The sequence below is a fragment of the Agrobacterium sp. ST15.13.015 genome (genome assembly GCF_027871645.1).
Classification (GTDB): Bacteria; Pseudomonadota; Alphaproteobacteria; order Rhizobiales; family Rhizobiaceae; genus Agrobacterium; species Agrobacterium leguminum.
Map to the genome: position 1 here is coordinate 261,974 of NZ_JAQAHF010000004.1, position 24,089 is coordinate 286,062.

At 59.4% G+C, this 24,089-nt stretch carries 24 protein-coding genes; 11 read left to right on the plus strand and 13 right to left on the minus strand.

All coding sequences use genetic code 11. The features are described from left to right. Window positions 1-9 precede the first annotated feature (9 nt). Both PIB16_RS08455 and PIB16_RS08460 read right to left on the minus strand, forming a co-directional pair. Complete coding sequence (locus PIB16_RS08455) at window positions 10-1,116, minus strand: ABC transporter substrate-binding protein (RefSeq protein ID WP_271045401.1); 1,107 nt, start codon at window positions 1,114-1,116, stop codon at window positions 10-12. Between the two features lie 291 nt (window positions 1,117-1,407). Beyond that, window positions 1,408-2,286 carry a MurR/RpiR family transcriptional regulator gene (locus PIB16_RS08460; protein WP_080856591.1) on the minus strand — a complete coding sequence of 293 codons (879 nt, stop codon included), beginning with the start codon at window positions 2,284-2,286 and terminating at the stop codon, window positions 1,408-1,410. 174 nt (window positions 2,287-2,460) lie between these two features. On the opposite strand from PIB16_RS08460, the gene PIB16_RS08465 reads away from it, so the two are divergent. From PIB16_RS08465 to PIB16_RS08500, 8 genes are all read left to right on the plus strand, one after another. Then, window positions 2,461-3,234, plus strand: coding sequence for an N-formylglutamate amidohydrolase (locus tag PIB16_RS08465; protein ID WP_271045402.1), 774 nt, complete (start codon window positions 2,461-2,463; stop codon window positions 3,232-3,234). 226 nt (window positions 3,235-3,460) lie between these two features. Continuing rightward, entirely contained in the window at window positions 3,461-4,975 is a 1,515-nt protein-coding gene (locus PIB16_RS08470; protein WP_271045403.1) for an amino acid permease, read from the plus strand. A gap of 65 nt (window positions 4,976-5,040) precedes the next feature. Continuing rightward, the gene (locus PIB16_RS08475; RefSeq protein ID WP_271045404.1) at window positions 5,041-6,408 is read left to right on the plus strand and encodes a glutamine synthetase family protein; all 1,368 of its coding nucleotides are present in this window, start codon (window positions 5,041-5,043) and stop codon (window positions 6,406-6,408) included. Between the two features lie 18 nt (window positions 6,409-6,426). Further along, window positions 6,427-7,815, plus strand: a complete 1,389-nt coding sequence (locus PIB16_RS08480; protein WP_174036245.1) for an aldehyde dehydrogenase family protein — start codon at window positions 6,427-6,429, stop codon at window positions 7,813-7,815. Next, window positions 7,812-8,957, plus strand: coding sequence for an iron-containing alcohol dehydrogenase (locus PIB16_RS08485; protein ID WP_271045405.1), 1,146 nt, complete (start codon window positions 7,812-7,814; stop codon window positions 8,955-8,957). The genes PIB16_RS08480 and PIB16_RS08485 overlap by 4 nt, the downstream gene beginning before the upstream one ends. A 385-nt stretch (window positions 8,958-9,342) precedes the next feature. Continuing rightward, window positions 9,343-10,059, plus strand: a complete 717-nt coding sequence (locus tag PIB16_RS08490; protein ID WP_142845258.1) for a ParA family protein — start codon at window positions 9,343-9,345, stop codon at window positions 10,057-10,059. Between the two features lie 145 nt (window positions 10,060-10,204). After that, window positions 10,205-10,852 carry a TetR/AcrR family transcriptional regulator gene (locus PIB16_RS08495; protein WP_142845259.1) on the plus strand — a complete coding sequence of 216 codons (648 nt, stop codon included), beginning with the start codon at window positions 10,205-10,207 and terminating at the stop codon, window positions 10,850-10,852. Between the two features lie 46 nt (window positions 10,853-10,898). Next, complete coding sequence (locus PIB16_RS08500) at window positions 10,899-12,104, plus strand: MFS transporter (RefSeq protein WP_020813639.1); 1,206 nt, start codon at window positions 10,899-10,901, stop codon at window positions 12,102-12,104. Window positions 12,105-12,173: 69 nt separating this feature from the next. Here the strand turns inward: PIB16_RS08500 and PIB16_RS08505 are convergent, their stop codons facing one another. After that, window positions 12,174-13,562 (minus strand): L,D-transpeptidase family protein, encoded by a 1,389-nt coding sequence (locus PIB16_RS08505; protein ID WP_065655792.1) that lies wholly within the window; start codon window positions 13,560-13,562, stop codon window positions 12,174-12,176. A gap of 156 nt (window positions 13,563-13,718) precedes the next feature. Here PIB16_RS08505 and PIB16_RS08510 point away from each other — a divergent pair, with 156 nt between their 5' ends. From PIB16_RS08510 to PIB16_RS08520, 3 genes are all read left to right on the plus strand, one after another. Then, window positions 13,719-14,552: an aldose 1-epimerase family protein gene (locus PIB16_RS08510; RefSeq protein WP_271045406.1), complete on the plus strand. Its 834-nt coding sequence runs from the start codon at window positions 13,719-13,721 to the stop codon at window positions 14,550-14,552. A 117-nt stretch (window positions 14,553-14,669) separates the two neighbouring features. Beyond that, window positions 14,670-15,008 (plus strand): TIGR01244 family sulfur transferase, encoded by a 339-nt coding sequence (locus PIB16_RS08515; RefSeq protein WP_003522797.1) that lies wholly within the window; start codon window positions 14,670-14,672, stop codon window positions 15,006-15,008. A gap of 48 nt (window positions 15,009-15,056) precedes the next feature. After that, window positions 15,057-15,398, plus strand: a complete 342-nt coding sequence (locus PIB16_RS08520; RefSeq protein WP_003494829.1) for a RidA family protein — start codon at window positions 15,057-15,059, stop codon at window positions 15,396-15,398. Between the two features lie 136 nt (window positions 15,399-15,534). Here the strand turns inward: PIB16_RS08520 and PIB16_RS08525 are convergent, their stop codons facing one another. The 10 genes from PIB16_RS08525 to PIB16_RS08570 all read right to left on the minus strand — a co-directional run bounded on the left by PIB16_RS08525 (window position 15,535) and on the right by PIB16_RS08570 (window position 24,086). Further along, on the minus strand, window positions 15,535-15,999 hold the full coding sequence (locus tag PIB16_RS08525) for a hypothetical protein (RefSeq protein WP_271045407.1): 465 nt from the start codon (window positions 15,997-15,999) through the stop codon (window positions 15,535-15,537). A gap of 64 nt (window positions 16,000-16,063) precedes the next feature. Further along, on the minus strand, window positions 16,064-16,867 hold the full coding sequence (locus PIB16_RS08530) for a DNA adenine methylase (RefSeq protein ID WP_271045408.1): 804 nt from the start codon (window positions 16,865-16,867) through the stop codon (window positions 16,064-16,066). Window positions 16,868-17,041: 174 nt separating this feature from the next. After that, complete coding sequence (locus PIB16_RS08535; protein ID WP_333779995.1) at window positions 17,042-18,016, minus strand: phage late control D family protein; 975 nt, start codon at window positions 18,014-18,016, stop codon at window positions 17,042-17,044. After that, window positions 18,016-18,279, minus strand: a complete 264-nt coding sequence (locus PIB16_RS08540; RefSeq protein WP_271045410.1) for a tail protein X — start codon at window positions 18,277-18,279, stop codon at window positions 18,016-18,018. The genes PIB16_RS08535 and PIB16_RS08540 overlap by 1 nt, the downstream gene beginning before the upstream one ends. Continuing rightward, window positions 18,276-18,707: a phage tail protein gene (locus tag PIB16_RS08545; RefSeq protein WP_271045411.1), complete on the minus strand. Its 432-nt coding sequence runs from the start codon at window positions 18,705-18,707 to the stop codon at window positions 18,276-18,278. Before PIB16_RS08545 ends, PIB16_RS08540 begins: the two co-directional genes overlap by 4 nt. After that, the gene (locus PIB16_RS08550; RefSeq protein WP_271045412.1) at window positions 18,707-21,022 is read right to left on the minus strand and encodes a phage tail tape measure protein; all 2,316 of its coding nucleotides are present in this window, start codon (window positions 21,020-21,022) and stop codon (window positions 18,707-18,709) included. Before PIB16_RS08550 ends, PIB16_RS08545 begins: the two co-directional genes overlap by 1 nt. Window positions 21,023-21,136: 114 nt before the next feature. After that, complete coding sequence (locus PIB16_RS08555) at window positions 21,137-21,454, minus strand: hypothetical protein (protein ID WP_271045413.1); 318 nt, start codon at window positions 21,452-21,454, stop codon at window positions 21,137-21,139. A 102-nt stretch (window positions 21,455-21,556) separates the two neighbouring features. Next, complete coding sequence (locus PIB16_RS08560) at window positions 21,557-22,075, minus strand: phage major tail tube protein (RefSeq protein WP_269699237.1); 519 nt, start codon at window positions 22,073-22,075, stop codon at window positions 21,557-21,559. Window positions 22,076-22,084: 9 nt separating this feature from the next. Next, window positions 22,085-23,359, minus strand: a complete 1,275-nt coding sequence (locus PIB16_RS08565; RefSeq protein ID WP_271045414.1) for a phage tail sheath family protein — start codon at window positions 23,357-23,359, stop codon at window positions 22,085-22,087. Window positions 23,360-23,516: 157 nt separating this feature from the next. Next, complete coding sequence (locus PIB16_RS08570) at window positions 23,517-24,086, minus strand: DUF4376 domain-containing protein (protein WP_271045415.1); 570 nt, start codon at window positions 24,084-24,086, stop codon at window positions 23,517-23,519. Between the last annotated feature and the right edge of the window lie 3 nt (window positions 24,087-24,089).

Genomic DNA, 24,089 nt, shown 5'->3' on the forward strand with positions numbered 1-24,089 from the left:
TTCAACAACTTACTTGACGTTCGCGCCGACGGTATTGTCCCAGCCACCGGTAACGGCAGCCTTGTTGGCGTCAACTTCCTCGAGCGTCGGGAAGATAGCCTTTTCATAGGCCGCTGCCGGCGGCAGGCTGTCGATCAGTTCCTGCGGAACCTTGCCAGCCTTGACCATTGCGTTGAAGCGGATCGGGTGGCAATAGCCCTTCAGCCAGCCGAGCTGACCGTCGTCGGAATAGAGATGCTCCATCCAGAGCTTCGCTGCGTTCGGATGCGGTGCATAGGCAGAAATGCCCTGCACGTAAACGCCGGCCAGAACACCCTTTTCAGGCACGACGACTTCTGTCGGCGGGTTGTCGTTCAGCGTCTTTTTCCAGGACAGCGCGTTGTAGTCCCAGGCGATGATGATTGGTGTCGAACCCTGTGCGAGCGTACCGGCCTTGCCGACGGTCGGAACGAAGTTGCCTGCCTTGTTGAGGTCGGCGAAATACTTCAGACCGGCTTCACCGGCTTCCTTGCCGGACTTTGCGCCCTGGCCAAGACCGGCGGCGAGAACGCCGAGAATTGCCTGGTTAGATGTCAGCGGGGGACCGGCAAGTGCGACCTGACCGGAATATTCCGGCTTCAGCAGGTCGGCCCAGTCCTTCGGCGTGTTCTTCACGAGGTCCTTGTTCACAAAGAACGACATGACGCCGTAATAGTCGCCGTACCAGTAACCTTCCGGATCCTTGACGTTGTCAGGAATTTCGTCCCAGGTCGAGACCTTGTAAGGCTGCAGCAGGCCTTCGGCCTTCATCTGCGGGCCGAAAGCGAGACCGACGTCAACGACGTCAGGAGCCTGCGGGCCCTTGTTGTCCTTGTTCGCCTTGATGGCTTCGACTTCATCGGCAGAGCCGGCGTCCGGGTTCAGTTCGTTGACGGTGATTTCCGGATATTTCGCCTTGAAGGCGGCAATCACGTCGCCGTAACCGCACCAGTCGTGCGGCAGGGCGACGGTGGTCAGCATGCCTTCCTTCTTGGCGGCCGCGATCAGCTCGGCGCTCGGTTCAGCGGCGGCAATTGCGGTGGAGGCGATGACCAGTGCAGTGGTCGTAGCAAGCAGTCGGCGGCAGTGAGAGATCACTTTTTTCTCCTCTTCGTGTTCTCATATTGCGGACGCTGATACGGATTCTCGATGAAGCTAATGTGACGGCTGGATTGCAATTTATTTATCCGGATTCCGTCACTTTAAGCCCGTTTTCCGCCATCACCCGGCTTTTTTGCCTGCAATTGCGGGAGATTCCCTCATGATCCGTGGTGGCCAGATATGTTCCCCAGCTTGGTTTCTTATCCTGTTTTATCGTGCTGGTAGCGATGACAGGTATCCAATCAGCGTGCGGCATCCGCGTCAAGCAAGTTGCCCGGCTATGTAGTTTCATGTTCTGTCCGGCCTGCGGAACAGCCGCGTCTGTTCGAACAGGCCTTCCAGTGCATTCATGCGTTCCCTGGTTTCATCCCAGGTGCCGTTCTGCACCGCTTCGATCAGCGCTTCGACCACGAACAGCGTAACGACCGAGGAATCCCATGCCGAGGGCGCTTCGATCCTGACGCGGAACGTGTGCAGCGCGTGGCGCGCCACCGGCGATGTCCATTGATCAGTGAAGAGAATGATCTGCACGCCGTTGGCCTTGGCCACTTCAGCCAGCGTCGTCATGTCGTGCTCGTAGCGGCGAATGTCGAAGATAACCAGTATGTCGCCGGCGCTCATGTTCAGCATATATTGCGGCCAGGCGCTGGAATTCGACGACATCAGCGTCGTCCTCGGCCGGATCACCTGCATATGTGTGAAGAAATATTCGGCAATCGCGCCGGTGATGCGCCCGCCGACGAAATAGATGCTGCGCTTGCGGTCGGAAAGCAGCGCCGCGGCATTGTCGAAGACGGCGGTGTCGAGATCGCTCAGCGTATCGCGCAGATTGCCGGTGATGGCATCGGCGAAGCGGTTGAGAATATGCAGGCCGGGCGCATTGGTTGCCCAGCGGTCATGTTTGGCGATGGGGCCGGAAATCGTCGCTTCCAGTTCCTGGTGCAGATGCGCCTGAAATTCCGGATAGCCCTTGTAGCCGAGCTTCTGCACCATGCGCGCCACCGTCGGCGTCGAAACGCCGGCATTTTCCGCAATGGTGGTGATGCTGCCGAGGCCGGAGACGGGGTAGTTGCCGAGCAGGCTCTCCGCCAGCCGTTTTTCCGAACGGGTCAGTGCGTCGTAATGGGCATGAATGACATCCGACACGGTCGCCGTCGTGCTGCGCAAATTTTTCCCCTTCCGGTCTTCTGCCGGTGCATGGCTAAAATAAACATCTGTGCCAGCTATCGAGTCAATGGGAAAATGAAGAGAAAATTTCAAAATTCCATTTGACACTCGCAATAATGTGAAGAATTCTTTTCGGCGTTGACGGAACGCGGGGGTTCCGGGTGGGGTTCGTGCATGACGCTGCGGTCACGGTTTTTCACAGAAGCAGAAGGGCAGGCCGTCGGTATCGAGAATGCGGCGGCGAAGGGCGACGTCCTTCTCGTCTGCGAACATGCCTCTGCCACCATTCCGCAGAAATTCGGCACATTGGGTCTTTTGCCGGAGGTGCTTTCGAGCCATGCAGCCTGGGATCCGGGCGCTCTGGCCGTTGCCCGGCTGCTCTCGGAAAAACTTGACGCCACGCTCGTCTATCAGCGATTTTCGCGTCTCGTCTATGATTGCAACCGGCCGCCCGAATCGCCTTCCGCCATGCCGGTGAAAAGCGAGATTTACGATATTCCCGGCAATTTCGATCTCAGCGAAGCGGAGCGGTTCGCCCGCACCTCCGCACTTTATGTGCCGTTTCATGACCGGGTGAGCGAGATCATCGCCGCGCGGCAGGCGGACGGCCGCAACGTGGTGGTGGTGACCATCCACAGTTTCACACCGATTTATCACGGCCGGTTCCGAAAGGTTGAGATCGGCATCCTGCACGATACCGACAGCCGCCTCGCGGATGCGATGCTGGCGGGTGCCGAAGGGTCCGCTCTTACGGTCAATCGCAACGATCCCTATGGCCCGGAAGACGGCGTGACGCATACGCTGCGGCTGCATGCGCTGCCGGACGGGCTTTTGAACGTCATGATCGAGATCCGCAACGATCTCATCACCAATGAAGGAGAGCAGGCGGCAATCGCCGGTTTTCTCCACGAGCTTATGGGGAAGGCGCTCTCATCGATCGATGAGTGAGGGAGCTATGGCCGGCCGATGGTGAAAACACCGGGGCCGGCTGCCAGATGAGACTGCCGCCATTTCATAAAACCCGGCCATGCAGCCGGAAAAACACAAAGCGGCAAGGGAACAGCAAGTGCGTGCGGCCAATCGCGGGAGACTCCCGGGTGAAGCCGGAAACTGGGGCACAATCGGCCAATAACGGCTGACTGGCTTGTTTTTTTCTTATTCAGGAGAGAAGGGCATGGACAGTTCATCGTCAGGCGTCAGCTACAAGAAGGCTGATGCATCCTATTTCGAAAAACGCGGACTATCCCGTTATGCGGGCGTGTGGTCGCTCTGGTCGCTCGGCGTCGGTGCGGTCATTTCCGGGCATTTTTCCGGATGGAATTTCGGCTTTTCCACCGGCGGCTGGGGCGGCATGCTGGTGGCGGGCATCATCATCGCCATCATGTATCTCGGGCTGACATTTTCGATTGCGGAAATGAGCCCGGCCTTGCCACATACCGGCGCGGCCTATTCCTTCGCCCGCACGGCCATGGGCCCATGGGGCGGCTTCATTACCGGGCTTTGCGAGAATGTTGAATATGTGTTGACGCCGGCGGTCGTCGTCACCTTCATCACGGCCTATGTGAACTCCATTCTCGGTCTCGATCCCGCCTATTCACCTTTCGTGTGGATAGCGTTTTACGCGATATTCCTTGCGCTCAATGTCTTCGGGCTTGAGCTTTCCTTCAAGGTTACGCTGGTCATCACGCTGATTTCGCTTGCCGTTCTGGTGTTCTTCTGGATCAGCGCCATCCCGAATATCGATTTTTCGCGTTTTGCGCTCAACATCGGTGTCGGCCCTGACGGCAAGGCGGTGGAGCTGCCTGAGGGCGGCGGCTCCTTCTTCCCCTTCGGGTTCTCGGGCGTTCTCGCCACGCTGCCTTTCGCGGTCTGGCTGTTCCTCGCCATCGAGCAACTGCCGCTGGCGGCGGAAGAATCGGTCGATCCCAAGCGCGACATGCCGAAGGGCATCATCCTCGGCATCGTCACGCTGATGGTTTCGGCCTTCATGATCGTATTGCTCAACCCGTCCCTGCCGGGCGTCGGCGCCTTCCATCTCAGCTCCTCGCTTGAGCCGCTGCTCGATGGTTTCAAGGCGATCTATGGCGATGGCGGCGTGGTGGTGCTGGGTCTCGTTGCCTTGACCGGCCTGATCGCCAGCTTCCATACGATCCTCTACGCGCAGGGTCGCCAGATCTATTCGCTGTCGCGTGCGGGTTACTTCCCGACCGTGCTGTCGATTACCCATTCCAAGTATCGCACGCCATACGTTGCCAACATCACCGGCGCGATTGTCGGCTTGGCGGTCATGCTCGTCATCTGGTTCGCGCTGGGTGCGGAACAGGGCGGCAGCATCATCGGCAGCGTGCTTTTGAACATGGCCGTCTTCGGTGCGATGTTCTCCTACATCATGCAGGCGATTTCCTTCATTCTGCTCAGGAAGAACCTGCCGCATATCGAGCGGCCGTTCCGCTCGCCTTTCGGCATTCCGGGCGCGGTGCTGACGGTGATTATCGCCATCGTCACGCTGCTTTACCAGATCCAGGATCCGAACTTCACCAAGGGCGTGCTCTGGGTGGCGGTCTGGTTCGCCGTGGCAATCGCCTACTTTGCCTTCATCGGCCGCCACCGCCTCATCCTGTCGCCGGAAGAGGAGTTCGCGCTGGAGCACAAGCAGGCTGCGGTTGCCGCAGCGGCTGCAAAGGCCTGATGCTCAAACGAAACGGGCGGCCGCATCCCGGCCGCCCGGCCACGACAATAAAGGGAACGGACAAAATGACGAGCTACACATTCGACGCGCTTAAAATGGATGTCGCCGAGGGGCGCATCGACACGGTTCTGGCCTGCCTTGTCGACATGCAGGGGCGTCTGATGGGCAAACGGTTTCAGGCGGAGTTCTTCGTTGAAAGCGCCTTCGAGGAAACCCATAGCTGCAATTACGTGCTTGCCACCGACATGGAGATGGAAACCGTTCCCGGTTACAAATCCTCCAGCTGGGAAAAGGGTTATGGCGACTATGTGCTGAAACCCGATCTTTCGACGCTGCGGCGCGTGCCGTGGCTGGAAGGCACCGCGCTGGTGCTGTGCGATGTGCTCGATCATCATACCCACGAAGAAGTGCCGCATTCACCGCGCGCGCTCTTGAAAAAGCAGGTGGCGCGGCTGGAGGCCATGGGGCTGAAGGCCTATATGGCGACCGAGCTGGAATTTTTCCTGTTCGACCAGACTTTCGACGCGGCGCGCGCCAGCGGCTACAGGGGGCTGAACCTCGCCAGCGGTTACAACGAGGATTACCACATCTTCCAGACGACCAAGGAAGAGGACGTCATGCGGGCGCTGCGCAAGGGCCTGCAGGGCGCGGGAATTCCGGTCGAGAATTCCAAGGGCGAGGCCTCTCCCGGTCAGGCGGAAATCAATGTGCGTTATGCCGAGGCGCTGACCATGGCCGACCGGCACGCCGTCATCAAGAACGCCACCAAGGAAATCGCCTGGTCCAAGGGCAAGGCCGTGACGTTCCTCGCCAAGTGGAACTACAATGCCGCCGGCAGTTCTTCACACATCCACCAGTCGCTATGGAGCCTCGACGGCAAGACCCCGGCGTTCCTGGACAAGGACGCCGAGCATGGCATGTCGGAGCTGATGCGGCATTATGTTGCCGGGCTTCTCGCCCATGCCAGCGAGATCACCTATTTTCTGGCACCCTACATCAATTCCTACAAGCGGTTCATGGCCGGCACTTTTGCGCCCACCAAGGCGATCTGGAGCCTTGACAACCGCACGGCCGGATATCGTCTCTGCGGCGAAGGCACCAAGGGCATCCGCATCGAATGCCGTGTTGGCGGCTCCGATCTCAATCCCTATCTCGCCATGGCGGCTTTGCTTGCGGCAGGCATTGACGGCATCGAAAATAAACTCGAACTTGAGTCCGCTTTTGTCGGCGATGCCTATGGCGGCAAGGACGTGCGCGAGATACCCAAGACCCTGCGTGACGCCACTGCCTATCTGGACGGATCGAAAATGCTGCGCGACGCCTTTGGCGACGATGTGATCGATCATTACGTCCATGCCGGACGATGGGAGCAGGAAGAATACGACCGCCGCGTGACCGACTGGGAAGTGGCGCGCGGTTTCGAACGAGCCTAATCATTACGGGAAAACATCATGACCATGATCCAGAATATCTCGCCCATCGACGGCTCGGTTTACGCCGAGCGGGAGGCGATGTCGCTGGAGGCGGCGCGTGCCGCCGTTTCGAAAGCGCGCAAGGCGCAAAAGGACTGGGCGCGGCGTCCGCTTGAGGACCGCGTTCAGCTGGTTCTGAAGGGTGTCGCCCGCCTCAACGAAATGGTGGATGAGGTCGTGCCGGAACTTGCCCATATGATGGGTCGTCCGGTGCGTTATGGCGGCGAATTCAAGGGCTTCAATGAACGCTCCAACTATGTCGCCTCCATCGCCGCCGATGCGCTGGCACCCCTCGTCATCGAGGAAAGCGGCAATTTCGAACGCCGCATCGAGCGCGAAGCGCATGGCGTGGTCTTCGTCATCGCGCCGTGGAATTATCCTTACATGACGGCGATCAACACCGTCGCGCCCGCCTTGATGGCCGGCAATACGGTCGTCATCAAACATGCGGCGCAGACGCTACTGGTGGGCGAGCGCATGGTGCGGGCTTTCGTCGAGGCTGGTGTGCCTGACGATGTCTTCATCAACGTCTTCCTCGACCATGGCACGACCTCGGCGCTCATTTCCGAGGGCCTGTTCAATTTCGTCAATTTCACCGGTTCGGTGGAAGGCGGCCGCGCCATCGAGCGCGCCGCTGCCGGCACCTTCACCGGTCTCGGTCTTGAACTCGGTGGCAAGGATCCCGGTTATGTGATGGAGGATGCCGATCTGGATGCCGCCGTCGATACGCTGATGGATGGCGCGACCTATAATTCCGGGCAATGCTGCTGCGGTATCGAGCGTGTCTACGTCAATGAAAACCTCTATGACGCCTTCGTCGAGAAATCCGTGGCGTGGGTGTCCAACTACAAGCTCGGCAATCCGCTGGAGCAGGAAACCACGCTCGGGCCGATGGCCAACAAGCGTTTTGCCAAAGTGGTGCGTGCGCAGATCGCGGATGCAGTTGCCAAGGGCGCGAAAGCACTGGTCGATCCGAAGCTATTCCCTGCTGATGATGGCGAAAGCGCCTATGTCGCGCCGCAAGTCCTCGTCAATGTCGATCACTCCATGGAGTTCATGACCGAAGAAACCTTTGGCCCGGCGGTCGGCATCATGAAGGTGAAGAACGACGATGAAGCCATCGCGCTGATGAATGACAGCAAATACGGGCTGACCGCCTCGCTCTGGACGCAGGATGCCGCCCGCGCCGGGCGCATCGGCCGCGAGATCGAAACCGGCACCGTGTTCATGAACCGTGCGGACTATCTCGACCCGGCGCTTTGCTGGACCGGTGTGAAGGAAACGGGCCGCGGCGGTTCGCTCTCCGTTCTCGGTTTCCAGAACCTGACCCGTCCGAAATCCTACCATCTGAAGAAAGTCACGAAATGAATATCGTCGCCAACTGGAGCTACCCCACCGCCGTCAAGCTTGGCCGTGGCCGGATCAAGGAACTGGCGGAAGCCTGCAAGACGCTCGGCATCAAGAAGCCGCTGCTCGTTACGGATCGCGGCCTTGCCAATATGGCGATAACAGCGCATGCGCTCGACGTGCTGGAAGAGGCGGGTCTCGGCCGGGCGATCTTTGCCGAGGTCGATCCGAATCCCAACGAGATCAACATGGAAGCCGGCGTGAAGGCCTATCGCGATGGCGGCCATGATGGTATCGTGGCCTTTGGCGGCGGCTCGGGCCTCGATCTTGGCAAGACCATTGCCTTCATGGCCGGGCAGACCCGCCCGGTCTGGGATTTCGAGGATATCGGTGACTGGTGGACCCGAGCGGACGCTTCAAAGATCGCGCCCATCGTCGCGGTTCCGACGACGGCGGGCACCGGTTCGGAAGTCGGCCGCGCCAGCGTCATCACCAATTCGCAGACCCATGTGAAGAAGATCATCTTCCATCCGAAGCTTCTGCCCGGCGTCGTCATCTGCGATCCGGAACTGACGGTCGGCATGCCGAAGGTCATCACGGCGGGCACGGGCATGGATGCCTTTGCCCATTGCCTCGAAGCCTATTCGTCACCCTTCTATCATCCGATGAGCGCCGGTGTGGCGCTGGAGGGGCTGCGGCTCGTCAAGGAATTCCTGCCGCGCGCCTATAAGGACGGCACGGATATCGAAGCGCGCACCAACATGATGGCGGCGGCGGCGATGGGGGCGGTTGCCTTCCAGAAGGGCCTCGGCGCCATCCATTCGCTCTCGCACCCCATCGGCGCGGTCTACAACACCCATCACGGCATGACCAATGCCGTCGTCATGCCGGCGGTGCTGCGCTTCAACCGTCCAGCCATCGAGGACAAGATTGCCCGCGCGGCCGCCTATCTCGGTATCTCCGGCGGTTTCGACGGCTTCTATGACTATGTGCTGGAGCTTCGCAGGGAACTCGGCGTGCCGGAGAATCTCACCGCCATGGGCATCAAGCCGGATCGTATCGACGAACTGGCGGCGGAAGCGATCAAGGATCCGAGCTGCGGCGGTAATCCGGTGCCGATGACGCTGGAGAATACGAAGAAGTTGTTCGAGGACTGCTTTTGATGAGCGACCTTTATTCGTCAGGTTTGTGAGAGGTTGAGAGGGTGCCGCTTGTTTCTTCTCCCCGCCGGGGAGAAGGTCGCGGCAGCGGGATGAGGGGGCAAGCTCTCGGTCTCTCGCTGACGTTGCCCCCTCATCCGACCCTTCGGGCCACCTTCTCCCCGGTGGGAAGAAGAAACGAGTGGCAACGTCGTGCCCTGCACGGGGAGCGAGCCACGTACGATCTCTAATTCATGAAGCCCGCGACGAACCGGTCGCGGGCTTTTCGTTGCGCGGCATAACGGTTCTTAGCCTTTTCTTAACCAAGTTCGTTAAGGTTATGGAAAGCACCATGAATTGCTTCGGTGCGTGAATGAGCATGAAACGGCTCTGACCAACAGGGGGTGTCATGTCAGTCATCACTTTCGCCAATACCAAGGGCGGTGCCGGAAAAACGACAGCAGTGCTGCTTCTGGCAACCGAACTGGCCCGCAGCGGTCACCGCGTGACGGTTCTGGACGCCGATCCGCAATTGTGGATTTCCCGCTGGCACGACTTGTCCGGCGAGATCGAGAATCTCTCGGTGATTTCGCATGTGACGATGGCTTCGCTTGAAGGCCATATTCGCGAGAATAAAACCAATACCGACTGTTTCATCATCGACCTGCCGGGTGCGAAAAGCCCGCTGTTGACCATGGCGCTCGGTATTTCCGATCAAGTGCTGATCCCGGTTCAAGGTTCAGCCATGGATGCGCGCGGCGCTGCCGAAGTTCTGGATCACATCGAATTCCTGAACCGCAAGATGGGCAAGGCTATCGCCCATTCAATCGTACTGACACGGGTGAATGCCATGGTGGCGACGCGCTCCCTGCTGCTGGTCAAAATGCTGCTGGCGGAAAAGAACGTCTCGGTGCTCAATACGCCGATTGTCGAGAGAGCGGCCTATCGCGATATTTTCGATTATGGTGGTACGCTCCTCTGTCTCGATAAGGACAAGGTCAGCAATATCGACAAGGCGGTGGAGAACGCGAAAGCCTTCGCCACCGAAGTTGTCGGCCTGCTGCCGAAACGTCTTTTGCGGCTCGGCACGCAACCGGCTCGCCTTTTCACCCGCAAGGCCGCCTGAAACATTGATTTCGGCCTTCTATCCTTCTGCGGTCTTCATCACCGCAGACGGATGATGATGCCTTGGACCATTGGCGGCCGTTGAGCTTGTTCGGGCATCGGTCGACGTTTTTCCGTGCCGGTTTCATTATTCGCTTGATTTGGAAATGATCGTTTCCTATATTCCGGCCATGAGCAATATCAACCACACCAATTCACCGGAACAGCGCCATCGCGGCAGGCCGCGCGAGTTTGACGTCGACCGCGCGCTCGATGGGGCGATTCGGGTTTTTTCGCGACGCGGTTATCATGCCACTTCCGTCGGTGACCTTACCGATGCGATGGAACTGGCACAGGGTAGTCTTTACAAGGCTTTCAAGGACAAGAAAGCCATCTTCATCGCCACGATGGAACGCTACAGGATCGTGCAGACCGAGCGTTTCGAGGCGGCGGTAGCTGTTTTCGATACCGGTTATGAGCGCATTAGGGCAGGCCTGATGTTCTATGCGGAACGGTCGCATGGCGGTGTCGGTTCCGATGGATGTCTTGTGGTTGGTGCTGCTGCCGATCTGGCGGCTCTGGATGACGATATTGCAATCGTGGTCGAGCGGGCGGTGAAGGCGAGGGAGCGAATTGTCGCCCGCCTCGTTGCTGAAGGGCAGAAGGATGGTTCCGTGCGTTCGAAGGCCGATCCCGATGATCTCGCCCGGGCGATGCTGTGCATGATGTACGGCATGCGCGTGGTGGGAAAGACGGGGCGCAGCCTCAAAGACATGGTGGCCGTGGTGGATATTGCCATGAAGCTTGCCGAGTGATTTTGTGACTATTTAGGAAACAATCGTTTCCATATTGGAGAAAATGATGACGACGCGTGTAATTGAAGGGGATGATGTCGAGGCAACATCCATTTCCCCGGCCTTGACATTCCTCTTGGCGACAGCCTGCGGACTGATTGCCGCCAATCTTTATTATGGCCAGCCGCTAGCCGGTATCATCGGGGCGGAACTTGGTCTTTCTGCCGGTGCGACGGGGCTGATCGTGACCCTGACCCAGATCGGTTATGGCATCGGTCTGCTGTTTGTCGTGCCGCTCGGCGATCTCGTTGAAAACCGCAAGCTGGTGGTCAGCGCCGTTGCGATGGCGGTGCTTTCCCTCGTGGCGGCGGCATTTGCGCCGCACGCGGCCCCATTTCTGATTGCGGCCTTTCTGGTCGGCGTCAGTTCCGTGGCGGTGCAGGTCATCGTTCCCTATGCCGCCCACATGGCGCCGCATGCCATTCGCGGCAGGGTGGTCGGCAATGTCATGAGCGGGCTGATGGCCGGTATCATGCTGGCGCGCCCGGTTTCCAGCCTGCTGTCTGAAGTGGTCTCCTGGCGCGGTGTGTTTCTGACCTCGGCGGCCGTCATGGCGCTTCTTGCCGTGGTGCTTTTCCGGCTTCTGCCCGCCCGTATGCCCGATGCGCGGCTGAGCTACGGCGCATTGATGGCTTCGATGGGCCGGCTGGCGCTGCACACGCCGATCCTGCGGCGGCGGGCGATCTATCACGCCTTCCTGTTTGCGGCCTTCAGCCTGTTCTGGACCACGACGCCGCTTTATCTGAGCGGACCGCATTTCAATCTGAGCCAGGGTGAGATCGCGCTTTTCGCGCTGGCCGGTGCGGCCGGCACCGTGGCCGCGCCGATTGCCGGGCGGATGGCGGACCGTGGCTGGACGCGTGCGGCCACCTTCTTTGCCCTGGTGGCGGTGGCGCTCTCCTTCGCCGTCACACATCTTGCGCCCGAAGGCTCGCATCTCGCGCTCGCCATTCTGGTCGTCGCGGCCATCGTTCTGGATTTCGGCGTCACCACCAATCTGGTGCTTGGCCAGCGTGCCATCTTCACGCTCGGAGCAGAATTCCGCAGCCGTTTGAACGGCATCTATATGGCGACGTTCTTCATGGGCGGCGCAATCGGTTCCGCCGTTGGCGGCTGGGCCTATGCAGTCGGCGAATGGCAAGCCGCCTCTTGGATCGGCTTCGCCTTGCCGGTGGCAGCCCTGCTTTATTTCCTCACGGAAAAACGTGACTGAAACGCCACCAAATGAAAAAAGCCCGGCGGACCAAACCGCCGGGCTTTTTCTTTTTTCTTTCGGTCGATCCTATTCCGCGAATTCGACCACCACGCCGGGGCGGACCATTTTCGCCAGTTCGGTCGCATCCCAGTTGGTCAGGCGGATACAGCCGTGGCTGTTGGTCTTGCCGATCTTCGAGGGCTCCGGCGTGCCGTGAATGCCGTAGGTCGGCTTCGACAGCGCAATCCAGACCGTGCCGACCGGGCCGTTCGGACCCGGCGGAATCTGAAGGATTTTGTCGTTCTGGCCCTGCTTGAAGTTGATCTTCGGATTATAGGTGTAGCCGGGATTGAGCGCGATGCGCTCCACCGTGTGCGTGCCGCTTGGCGAGGGCGTGTCCGTGGAACCGATGGTGGCCGGATAGGCGGCGATCAGATTGCCGTCCTGACCATAGGCGAAGACCTGCTTGATGCCCTTATGAGCGACGATGCGGGCAACCTGTCCCTTTTTCGTCTCGCCCGGATTGACGACCTTGATGATGGTGCCGGGAACGGAAAAATCGATGCCGGGGTTCAGTTCCTTCAGATAGTTCTCATCCATGTGGAAGCGTTCGGCGAGCGCTTCCGAAGTCGAGGTGAAGGAGAGGGCAGGCAGCTGCGATTTCTCGGCATAGTCGTCCGGGATGGAGGCGACATAGGGGCCGGCGGCGTCGGCGGCGGTAATGGTGTAGTCGACGATCGGCATGCCGCCGGATGCGCGCAGACGCTCCAGAATGTCATCGGAATTGTTGGGGTCGAGCTTCTCGCCGGTCATATCCTGCCAGGCGGCAATCGCCTTGTTGACGTTGTCGCCCATCTTGCCGTCGATAACGCCGGGCGAGATGCCTTCACGGTCGAGGAATGTCTGGAGCGCGACGATTTCCTGGCGCGAGCGATTGACCGGCGTTGTTACCGGCGTATGGCGCTCGATCAGGTGGTCCGGCTGCGGAACGGCGGCCGTGGTGCTTTCGCCCGGCATCGGCTGGCCGAGCGGCCCGCTTTCCACCGCACCGGGTGCGGGAACGGAGCCGGTATAGAAATTCTCGTCGGAACCGTCGCCGCGATATTCGCGGTAATCGCGCACGCTGCCATTGTCTTGATAGCCGTAGTCGCGTTGCGGCTCACGATACTGGCCGCCGGGGGCGGGCGGGTAATAGGTGGTGTCGCGCTGGCGTGCCTGTTGCCGCTCCTGGTAGCCGGAGGGCATTTCGGTGGCGAGGAGATTGCCGTACTGGTCGTAAAACACCGTGCGTCCCATGGAATCGCGGCTGATGACGATATCGCCGCGCTCCGGCATGAAGTCGAGCACACGACCATCAGGGGTCACCAGCATCGTCTGCTGATCGCCATAACGCTGCTGCGCGCCAGCCTGTAGCGGGGCGATAGCTGCCGCCAGCGCGACTGTCAGACCCAGAGCTGCGTTAAGAAACTGTTTCACGATTCTGCTATCCCTTACTTGTTCACCGATAAACACACCGCAATCTTGACCCTATTGTGAAAAAGGTGAATTCGCGGTTAATGCAATCTTAATTTCCGTCACGGTTAGTAGCGTTTCCGTGAAGCATGCGTTTTCAAGGTCACAGGGAGGTTTATCTTGCGTTCGTTTCAGGCTGGCAGATCGCCACGCATTTTCCTCGATGAAACCTCCGTTTTCGATATCGGCTCCTGCGTCGTCGATGGCATCGACATCGCGCCCGGCCGCGCCATTCCCGACGATGGCGATGCGCGCATCGACCACTCTCTGGAAGGCTTTCTGTTCACCTGCGGCCCCGACCATATCCGCCATCCCGAGCCGATCGATGGCGACGGTGAGGGACGTCGATATCCGCTGCATGGGTCCTTTTCCTCGCATCCCGCGACGGTCATTGCGTTCGATGTTCAAGAGTCCAATGCATTGGCGCGCGTCGAGGTTCCCGTGAAGCTTGCCGATGGCGGCACGGCCCTTCTGGAACGGACATGGCGTATCGACGGGGAGAGCGGCGAGGTCAGCCTCGATGACCGGATCGTCAACACGTCCGAGCGGCCCATCCCGGTGTTCCTGATGTATCATATGAATGTCGGCGCGCGCCTCTTCGACGATGCCGTGCGGCTTGAGGGCGCGATGCTGGATGGTGGCGGCCATGGCTGGCGTTTCGGCGAGGAGCCGGGCAATGTTTTCTGCGTTGCCGCCGGTGATGACGAGTGGGCGTCGCTTTCGCTCGGACCGATTGCGGCCATTGGCGGGAAGACGCTGACGGTGCGTTTTCGCACGGAAACGCTGCCCTATCTGCAGATGTGGCGCAACCAGCAGGCGCCGGCCAATGTGCTCGGCATCGAGCCGGTATCGCATCGCTGGGTGGGGCGGAGCGAGCTTGAGGCGGCCGGCGAGTTCAATGTTCTCCAGCCTGGCGAAAGCCGTTCCTTCGGCCTGCGCTTTTCCATCCTCTGAGCCGTACCGAATGAAGATGCCCCGTCATTGACGCAGGGGTTTTGACCGCTTACATCGGATGCGGATTTCAAGGGTGACAGCCAGCGGCGCGGACGCCGGTTTCAGCGGAGGCATGACATGGATATCAGGCGCATAGACGACGAATATTCGGTAACGGGACAGATCAGCGTCGCCGATCTCGACGAGATCAAGGCGCTCGGCTTCAAGTCGATCGTCTGCCACCGTCCTGACGGCGAAGAAGACGGCCAGCCGCTTTTCGCCGATATTGCCGAGCGTGCCGAACAGCTTGGCCTCACCATCATGCATGTGCCGGTTGGCCGTTACGGCGTCGATGCCGATGCCGTTGCCGGCATGGTGGATGCGCTGGACGAATTGCAGCGCCCGATGCTCGGCTATTGCCGGTCCGGCGCGCGCTCGACGGCGATTTACGAAAAGACCCATCACCTGCGCGGCTGATTTTCCGCGCATCATTCTATTTTAAACGCCAATCAACAGGAGTTTTCCATGACCATCAAGCGTATCGAGCCGGGCAAGCGCATGAGCGGCGCCGTCGTTCACGGCAACACCGTTTATCTGGCCGGCCAGGTTGGTGAAGGCACGAGCGTTACGGAACAGAGCAAGTCCGCTCTCGCTGAAGTCGACCGCCTGCTGGCCGCTGCCGGTTCGGACAAGTCGAAGATCCTGCAGACCATCATCTACCTCTCCGACATGTCCACCTTCGGCGAAATGAACGCCGTCTGGGAAGGCTGGATCGACCCGGCAAACCCGCCGGCCCGCGCCACCAGCGGTGCACCATTGGCGACGCCGGACTACAAGGTTGAGTTCATCGTGACCGCTGCTCTCTGAGCATCTGTCTGAGTTTTTAAGAAAAGGCCGGGTCGCGGAAAGCGGCCGGCCTTTTTTGATGGGATGGGGTCAAAAACTTTCCCCGTCATGCCGGGCTTGATGTAGCGCGCAAAATCGAATGGCGCGAAGCGCAATATCAGTTGGCAACAGTTTCAGGTAGTGCAGTGCCGCCAAAACGGTAGCAAATGAGATCGGCTTTGGCCAAGGTTCCGGCCTGCACAAAGGTGTCGCCTTTCACGGTATCAGTACTGCCCGGTGCGATGAGGTCAAATGGAGGGTTTGCGCTCAGTGCCGCTAGGGGCAAGCTATCCTTGCCAAGCGCCAACACGTCTGCCGATAGGTAGGCATTCTCGTTGCTTCTATTGACAACGGAGAACGTAACCACCAGCTGCGTCAGTGGTTTTGCCGTGAATGCTTTTTTCTCAATCACGCTGAGATTGTTGATTTTGAATGAGGGGCCTTCAGCTTTGAAGTTTTCCAGCTCCGTGACCTTTACACACGAATAGCTCCAAGTTTTGGCACCCTGCACCGGCTCCTCGGCTGATTGAGCGTTTGTAGCCAAGACAGTGGTCATCAGAAAAACAGCGAAGTGTTTCATCATAAAGCTCTAAGCCCCCTAGATATGATAGAGGGCTTTGAAGCATGAATTCGAGCGGTGCGCAAATTCAAAGGGGCGGCCCGGAGATGACAACCTCTTTCACCGCCTTACTGTTTCCAGCTCCCTGTATGGAATAGGTGCAGTCCACTTCTTCAATTCGAAATTCCTTGAAGGTTTCGAAGACGCCTTGAACGGCATTTAAAGACAGTATGAAGCGGCCTTTAATCTGCCTGAGAACAGCCGCCATTTCAGCGAACTCCTCCCGACTGAACACATCAGAGCCGTAGTCTGTCTCGTTTCCGAAGTAAGGTGGATCGAGATAGAACAACATTCCCGGCCGATCATAGCGCTCGATGAAACGCCGCCAAGGAAGCTGCTCGATGACGACGCCTGCCATCCGTTCGTGGATCGCCTCCAGTTGCGGGGCAAGCTTCAGGAGATTGAAACGAGCGCCTTGCATCGTAACGCCGAAATTCTGCCCGGCGACTTTACCGCCGAACGCCGTCCGCTGGAGATAAAGGAACCGCGCCGCACGCTCCAGATCGGTCAAGGTCGTGGGGTCGACACGAGACAGGCGGTCAAACTCGCGACGGCTCGTAACCTGATATCGGAGCGTCTCCATGAACTGCGGATAGTGCCGCTGCAGTATCCTGAAGAGGTTGGCGACATCACCGCTGATGTCGTTGATGACCTCCATGCGCGGCTGGAGGTTTCGCCGAAGGAAGACACCACCCATGCCCACGAACGCCTCCGCGTAGCTTTCGTGTGGTGTCTCGTTGATGCGAGCGATGATGGCTTTCGCCAGAACACGTTTTCCACCGATATAAGGAGCGGCGGGGGTGGCCGGAGCCACCGGCGTCAGATTCACCATTTCAAATATCTCTCGACTCAGTCACAGCAAATCCGCCCTGCAGGGTACGGGTGTGACAGTTATCGAATGTCGCTGTCTGACGGGTTAGGTCGCCAAACTTTGGCCCGTCGCTTGGGGTGCGTAGAATCACCCCGGCCACCCGGTCCACCGGCAGGCCAAAATCTTATTCTCCTGTTATTCCTTGCCACTCTCCGGCGCTTCGACCGCGACACTGGTTTTGTAGCTGTCGGCGGCGAAGGTCTGGGTAACAGTTCCGGCGCGCCATGCGCCGTTTGCCTCGGCTCGAAACCCCGTGAGGTTCAAAGGCGTATCGGCCATCAACTCCGGTCGGCCGAACATCACGAGGTTGCCTGAGCCGGTCGCACGGCCGAGCTTGTCGCCCTCGGAACCCGCCGCAGCTTCCGCCTCGGCCTTGTTGGCATAGACGGTGCGCAGTAGACGCACTGGCCCCTTCAGTCCGGTTGAATGCGAAACGGTTTCCGTCTTGCCGGATGCGCGGTCAAAGTACGAGGCCTCAACGGTGCCGAATTTGGTGCGGGGTTCGATCTCGAAATCGCCGCTCTCGCACTCGCTCTTGTCGATCGTGATCGTTGGCAGGATGCCCCGAGACAGGAACAGGAACTTGTTGCCCTTGATCGAAAAGAGCGCCCGGTTGCGATCTGCAAGCCGTATCAGGAAGTCAACCGGGCTTTGGCCGACGCGAGCTATGTACTCGATTTGCTTCGCCGCCAGCTCGGGACTGACCTTTGCGTCATAGCCGTGCCGCTTGGCGAGCTGCTCGACCACATCGCCGATCGTCGTCTGATCAAAGTGTTCAGAACCTTGCTCTTTAACGTCCTCGCGCATGTCGGACGAGTGGCCGGAAATGGTCAGTTTGTCGCCGTCCTGCCCGAAGCTGATCCTGTTTTTCTCGACTGTGAATTCGCCCATGACCCACGAGCCGAATTCCTTGTAGCCGAATGACACGGAGAGCTTTGCCCCCTTCTCCGGCATCTGGATCGCATTGCCGGAATCATCGAAGACTAGCTCAATGCGGTCGGCTTCCTGACCGGCATTATCCGTGACCGTCGCCGTTGACAGGCGGTCATAAAAGCCCGGCGCAACGGCCTTTCCGCCGACAAAGCATTCGATGAACGGTTTGTGTCGCATCAATCCCAAAGCCTCACACCGGACTTGGAAGTAGCGCGGATCGTGAACTCCGGCAGAATGATTGTGCTTCCCAGCGGAAGGAGGAGGCCGCGATCGGCGATACTCGGATTGGCTTCGAGGGTCGCCTCGACATAACCATCCAGTTTGCCCGCCACGCGCCGATCATTGAGAGCCTTGAAGGCGTGCTCAAAGCACACGAGGTCAATACTCAGGTCTTCCAGTTCGATGACGCGGGTTTCGGCCGGGATAATGGTGGCGCTCATAGGAACAGCCCCACAGGCTTGCCGCCATCATGGAAGGGCGCAACTTCGATCGTGTAGCTCACTTTGCGTCCGAGGCCTGCCCTGTTGATGGCTGACTGCTCATCATCAACGAACAGGATCACAACGCGGCCGTAGATCGTGGCCACGGTTGAGCTGGTATCGGCCCAGCCGATTAGCATGACGGGATTGGCGGCGCGTTGTGTCGTACGCACGGCCTCGAAATCCGCCCTGTCGCCGAACTCGTCTGGAAACAGCAGCCCTGAGATCGTGATGGTGTCATCACCGTAACCGACGAACTGGCGGCCGGGATAGGTGCCAAAGCGCGGTATAGATGCCCACTTTGCTTCCGTTGACCGGGCGAACTGCTGATAGTTCAGCCGGTCGATCTGGAAAATGTGGGAGCCAAGTGCGAGAAGAGCAGAACTCATCAATATGCTCCGTCATTGTACATGCCGGATTTCACAGAATTGATTGCCGCTCCCAATTTTGAAGCAGCGGCATCGCCAGCAGCCTTGGGATCAGGTGACGAAATGTTCTGCGTCACATTCTGGTTGACGGTGGTGACGTTGGAGGTCGTGTTGCCAGCAGCGGGTGTTGCGGCTCCGGTTTGTTGCGGCTGGTATGGCTGCGCAGCGGGCATATTGTCGCTACCGCCCAATATTGCAGGCCACTTGAAAAGTCCGGTGAGATCGATACTACCAATGGCATCACGAATTCGCCCTGGCACACCAGCCAGCCAGCCATAGAGCGCTTCAAAAGCATTTTTAAAACCATCGACAACGGCGTCTCCGAGCGCTGCACCGGCAGCGCGCATCGCCTCCTTGTCAGCGTCAGAGAGCTTCTCCTGTGAGAAGAAAGACGTGATCGCCTTCCATATCTCGCTGAGCTTCTCCTTCGCCGCCTCGACCATCGCGCCGAAATCGAACATCTTCGCCATGGAGGCTTTGAACGCTGCGATCGAAGCGGGATCAATGTTGAGCGCCGTGCCGATACGGTCCACAAGGAGCGACAGCGCTTTCGTGACACCCTCGACGCCGGTATTGAAGAAGGCGACAATCGGCCCTGCGAAACCGGACGCGAATGACGAAATGCGATCCCAATATTTCCAGACCGCAAACCCGGCTCCCGCCAGAACGGCCGCGATCGCCCACACCGGCGCTGTGATCCCGGCGACGATGCCTGCAAGCCCAGAGGCGAACGCGGTCAGTGCGGCCGTGACGGCCGACAGTGAACCGGCAAGCCCGCCGCCGCTCGCGGCCGAGATGAAGGAGAGACCGGCGATCGCGTTTCGCAGCATCGGAATCCGGCCCGCGACTGGCAGAAGCGCCGAGCCGAGCGCCGACGCGCTGCCCGCCGCAAACCGCCATGCACCGGCGATGATGCGCCAGCCGGTGGCGATGTTCCTGCCATCCTGAAACCGCAGAAAGGTCGAGGTGAAGCCGATCGCGGACAGCCGCATGGCGGCGAAGGCGTAGGAAGCCACGCGCATGGCGACCGACGCAGCCAGCAGCCCGGCCGTGATTTTCACGATCGTCGCTGTCAACTCAGGGTTCGCCGTGGTCCAGTCGTTGACCATCCGCACGATTGCCGTGCCGCGAAGGACAATATCCTGCACCACGGGCAGCAATGCGCCGCCTGCAGAAAACAGGTTATCGACCTCGGTAACGAGGCCCTTGATCTGGGTTTTCAGGCCAGACATGACGTTGACGAAATCCTTGTCGATGACGCCGCTGGCTGCACCGGCCTCGTCACGAATGCGCTTGTAATCCTCCAGATTGGGGATCAGGGCGCGAAGGAAATCGAGAACCTGCTTGTCGGCGAATAGCTCGCCCATCTTGTACTGGTCGCCGCCCGTCGCCTTTTTGATCAGCTCAAGCGAATGCAGCAACGGATCGGTGCCATTCGCAGCCGCCGTCTTCATCTCCTTCTCGATGTCGATACCCATTTTCTTGAAGTTCTTCACCGTGTCCGGCGAAGTGATCTTCCCAAGAAAATTCGACATGTTGTTTGCGGCCTGATCGGCAGAACCTGCCGACTTCATGGCGATCTGGAGCGCGGCGGCGAGCGATGCCACAGCCGGGACGCCCTGCATCTTCAGCGCCGAGGCGTTGGCGGTCAGTTCGGGGAAATTGCGCGCCATGTCCTTCAGCTCGAATGAGCCGGACTTGCCGGTCGACGCCATGACATCGAATGCCTTGGCAAGATCGGTCGCGGCAACCTTCAGGTTATCCATGACGGCGTAACCGGCATTGCCCATGTCGCCGACTTCCGCCTTGGTGGCAGTCGATGCCCGGCCGGTCGCCTCGATCGCCGCAAGGCTCTCGTCAAGGTCCATGCCCTTGCCGACATAGGTGGCAAGGATTTGCAGCAGCTCGGTCTTGTTCTTTCCGGTGGTGCGGGTCTGCGCGATCAGCCGCGCCTCGATCTCGCCCATGCGGTCGACCGGGATTTCCGCGACGTTGGCGAAGTCGATAAAGGCATCCTGAAAATTCGCGCCCTTGAAGATCGGCGCGGCAAGCGTCATGGCCTGCCCAAACGCGCCAAGCATGCGGCCGCGAGCATCGCGCAGCGCCGCCTCGGCGTTTCTGGTAGCGGTCTCGATATTCTCGACGGTAAAGCCGTCCTTGATCGCGCCGGAGAAGCCCTGCTTAGCGGCTTGGCCCAAATCAAGAAGGCCGGACTTCACCTTTTTGGCGGGTCCGGTCAGTTGGTCGATCAGCCGAATGACAAAAGAGATATCCATGTCATTCGGTCCTTTGGGCGGTTCCGGTCAAACGGGGAAGTTCTGCGCGATAGGAGAGAGCGTCCAGCCAAGGCATCTGTGCGATTTCCGAGGGCTGGAATTTGTAGACGGCCGCTAGGTCGGCTGCGTATTCGAACGCCCGAGGGACCGGAGTGCCGGAAAAAAATCAAGCAACGCCTTGCCGACCGAGACGAGATCGAGCCAGTCGAGCTGGTCAATGAAAGCAGACTCCTCCCGCGACATCGAGGCGACGATCCCGGTCAGGCTGTCGAGACCATCCGTGGTCAACAGCGTGCTGGAAAGTTCGGTAATAAGCCCGCCGATGTCGACATCATCGATATTCGCCTTGCCGTCGCTCATCAGTTGCGAGGCGAGCTTCGGGCCAATCAGCACAGCGAGCTGCTTGGCGTGAGCGACGTTCGGCCGGAACATCGTGAAACTGTCCCGCTTGGCCTCTTTGCCGTCAGCATCCTTGACAGGAACCGGGACCGTGAGCGGGATTTTGACTTGTTGAACGAGCGACATGGCGAGACCTTACGAAAACAGGATGGAGCGGCGGGTGGAATTGATGGCCTGATAGTTCCAGATGTCCCATCCGCCCTTTTTGAAGCTGAAACGGTGCATCACGCGACCGTCCCAATATTCGGTGTAAGACCAGATCGACTTAATCTCGTGGTCGTAGCCGGTGGCCTTGCCGCCAGCCATCGCCTCGCCCTCGACCTTGGACAGACGGCCGGTCACATCGATCGAATGCTCATGCTCCGTGCCGTCTTCCTCGGAAATCACCAGCTTCTTGCCGGTCCAGTTCTGGCGGACACCGGCAGGCCCGCCGAACAGGGCAAGCGTTTCCGGCGTGTGGCTCTTCAGCTTGAACGGCATGGTGAGCGCCTTGATGCCGAGGCCGGTGATATCCAGCTCCATGTCCGAGCCGCCCGGCTGGAAGGTCTCGGTGATTTCCTCCAGCGCTGGAAGCTTCAGCGTCTCGATGTCGAGCGCCAGATTGACGTTGTCGTTGACGTTGAGCGTGAAGCCCCGAATGATACGCAGAGTCATGGTGGCCCCTTATGCGGCGGAGAGATAATCGGCGATCGTGCCGCCGAACTCGGCAGTCACACGGCGCTGGATTTCGTTGGCGAGGGTGTCGAAATAAGCCTCGTTGCGGCGCGAGCCGAAGATCAGGTCTTCCAGCGGCGGCGTCTCTTCAGCATCGAACTCGACGCGGAGCTTGCCGAGGCGCAGGTTCGCATTGCCGTTCATTGCCCGATCCCAATAGACGCGGCCACCAAGGATGGCGCCAACCGCCTGCATGCTGTCGAGCAGGTCCTGAAGGCTGCGCATCACGGCGATGACATGCTGCGCCGTCAGGTTCTCGTCATTGGCCCACGGCCGGAACCCATTGATGATGGCTTTCTCGATGGTGGCGCGGGTACGGACCACGTTGACGAACTGCCAGAGGGTGTCTGTGGAAGCGGTGCGGTTGCCCCACAGAATGCGACCGTTCGGCGCGAACTGGCCGTTGGCACCCTGCGAAAGCCGGGACGGAATAAAAGTGGCAATGCCGTTCTGGTTGAGGAGGTTCGCCTCGTGATCGATTTCGCCGTCGAAATAGGTGATTGGCCGTGCCGTGCCGAGGACGCCCTTGACCTCTTGGTTCGACGGCGACCAGTAGGCACCGCCCTTTTTCTTGTCGCGCTTCACGAACATGGCGGCCGCAAAGGGAGAAGCGGGCTTGGTGACGATCGTCGCACCGGAAGCGACACGCACAAACGGGTCGACCAGATAAGTGTAGCGCGAAGAGAAATCTGCGCGGAACGCGAGGCTCGTGGCCGCGTCCGGGCCGCCAGTATCGAGAATTGCGATAGCCTTCAGCTTTTCGGACACCTGCTCCAGCGCATCAGCGAGCGGGTTCTTGGCATCCTCGACGCGACCTGAAGAATAGCCCGGTGCGATCACGAGACCCGGCTCGACACCGACATGACCACGGGCAAAGGAAAGAGCATGAACGCCCGTCATCGACGCGGCCGAACCCTGCAACTTGGCGCGGGTGGCTTCCGGCGTCTGGCCAGCCTCGCAACGGACAAACACGCACTGCGCCTCGATCCCCTGCGCCCGGATCGCATTAATAATGTCAATCGCGGTGCCGGTCGTGCCGAGTGCGGCCACCTTGTCGGCCTCGTGGGTGTAGAACGCCACCGGCTCGTCATAGGGGAAAAGCGTGTTTGAGGCGTCCGGCGCAATGACGGCCGCGCCGATCGCGGAGCTGTCGGCCGTCTCAAGCGGCCTGCTTTCGCTGCCAGCATCTATTACGCGGACGCCGTGATTAAAATCGAGTGCCATAAGCCGTCTCCAAAGGTCGAATTGGAGACAAACTAGGTTCGACTGAAATTTACTGAGAGCCTGACATTGTCAGTAACAGCGGGTGGCCGAAAGGGCCTTGAAGCGATATTCAAGACCTATTCAATGACCCATTTCAGCGTTTCTGTCTACTTGGCTTCTACGGCCAGTACCTCGCAGAGGCATAGTCGGCCGGGATTGGGGCCATGTCCTTCAGCGCAAAGTACGCCTGATAGATGGGCTGGCGATGGACACCGGCGGCGAGAAGGATTTGCTGCCATTCAGTTGCCGTCACCGCAACTGGCCCGGTTTCCGTCTTTATGCCGATTTGTCCATCCGGTTGACCCATGTTCAAATAGGCTTGAGAAAGCGGTGTGACCTCTTCGGTCCAGCGTTTCATATCCGTTGGCGTGGTACCGAGATGATGGGTGCCACGTTCGTCGCCAAAACTGTAATCGAAACCAAGAGCAAGCCGACGATCCAGCTCGCTGGAGACCATTGCGGCTGACACAACGGGTTCTTCTGCCGGTGGTGTCTCATACTCGCCTTCAGGAGAGTAACCCCAAGCCCCATCGACAAAACGCCAGACAAAACCTTCGCGTTCTTCAGGAGGGCGAAGAATAGTAGCAAATGCAGGAATGAGATATTCCCCATCGCTCAAAGGGTCGGGATCGGCAACCGACACGCCGAGATATACGCCGTCGTCAGGATTAAAATTGTAGATTTCCATGGA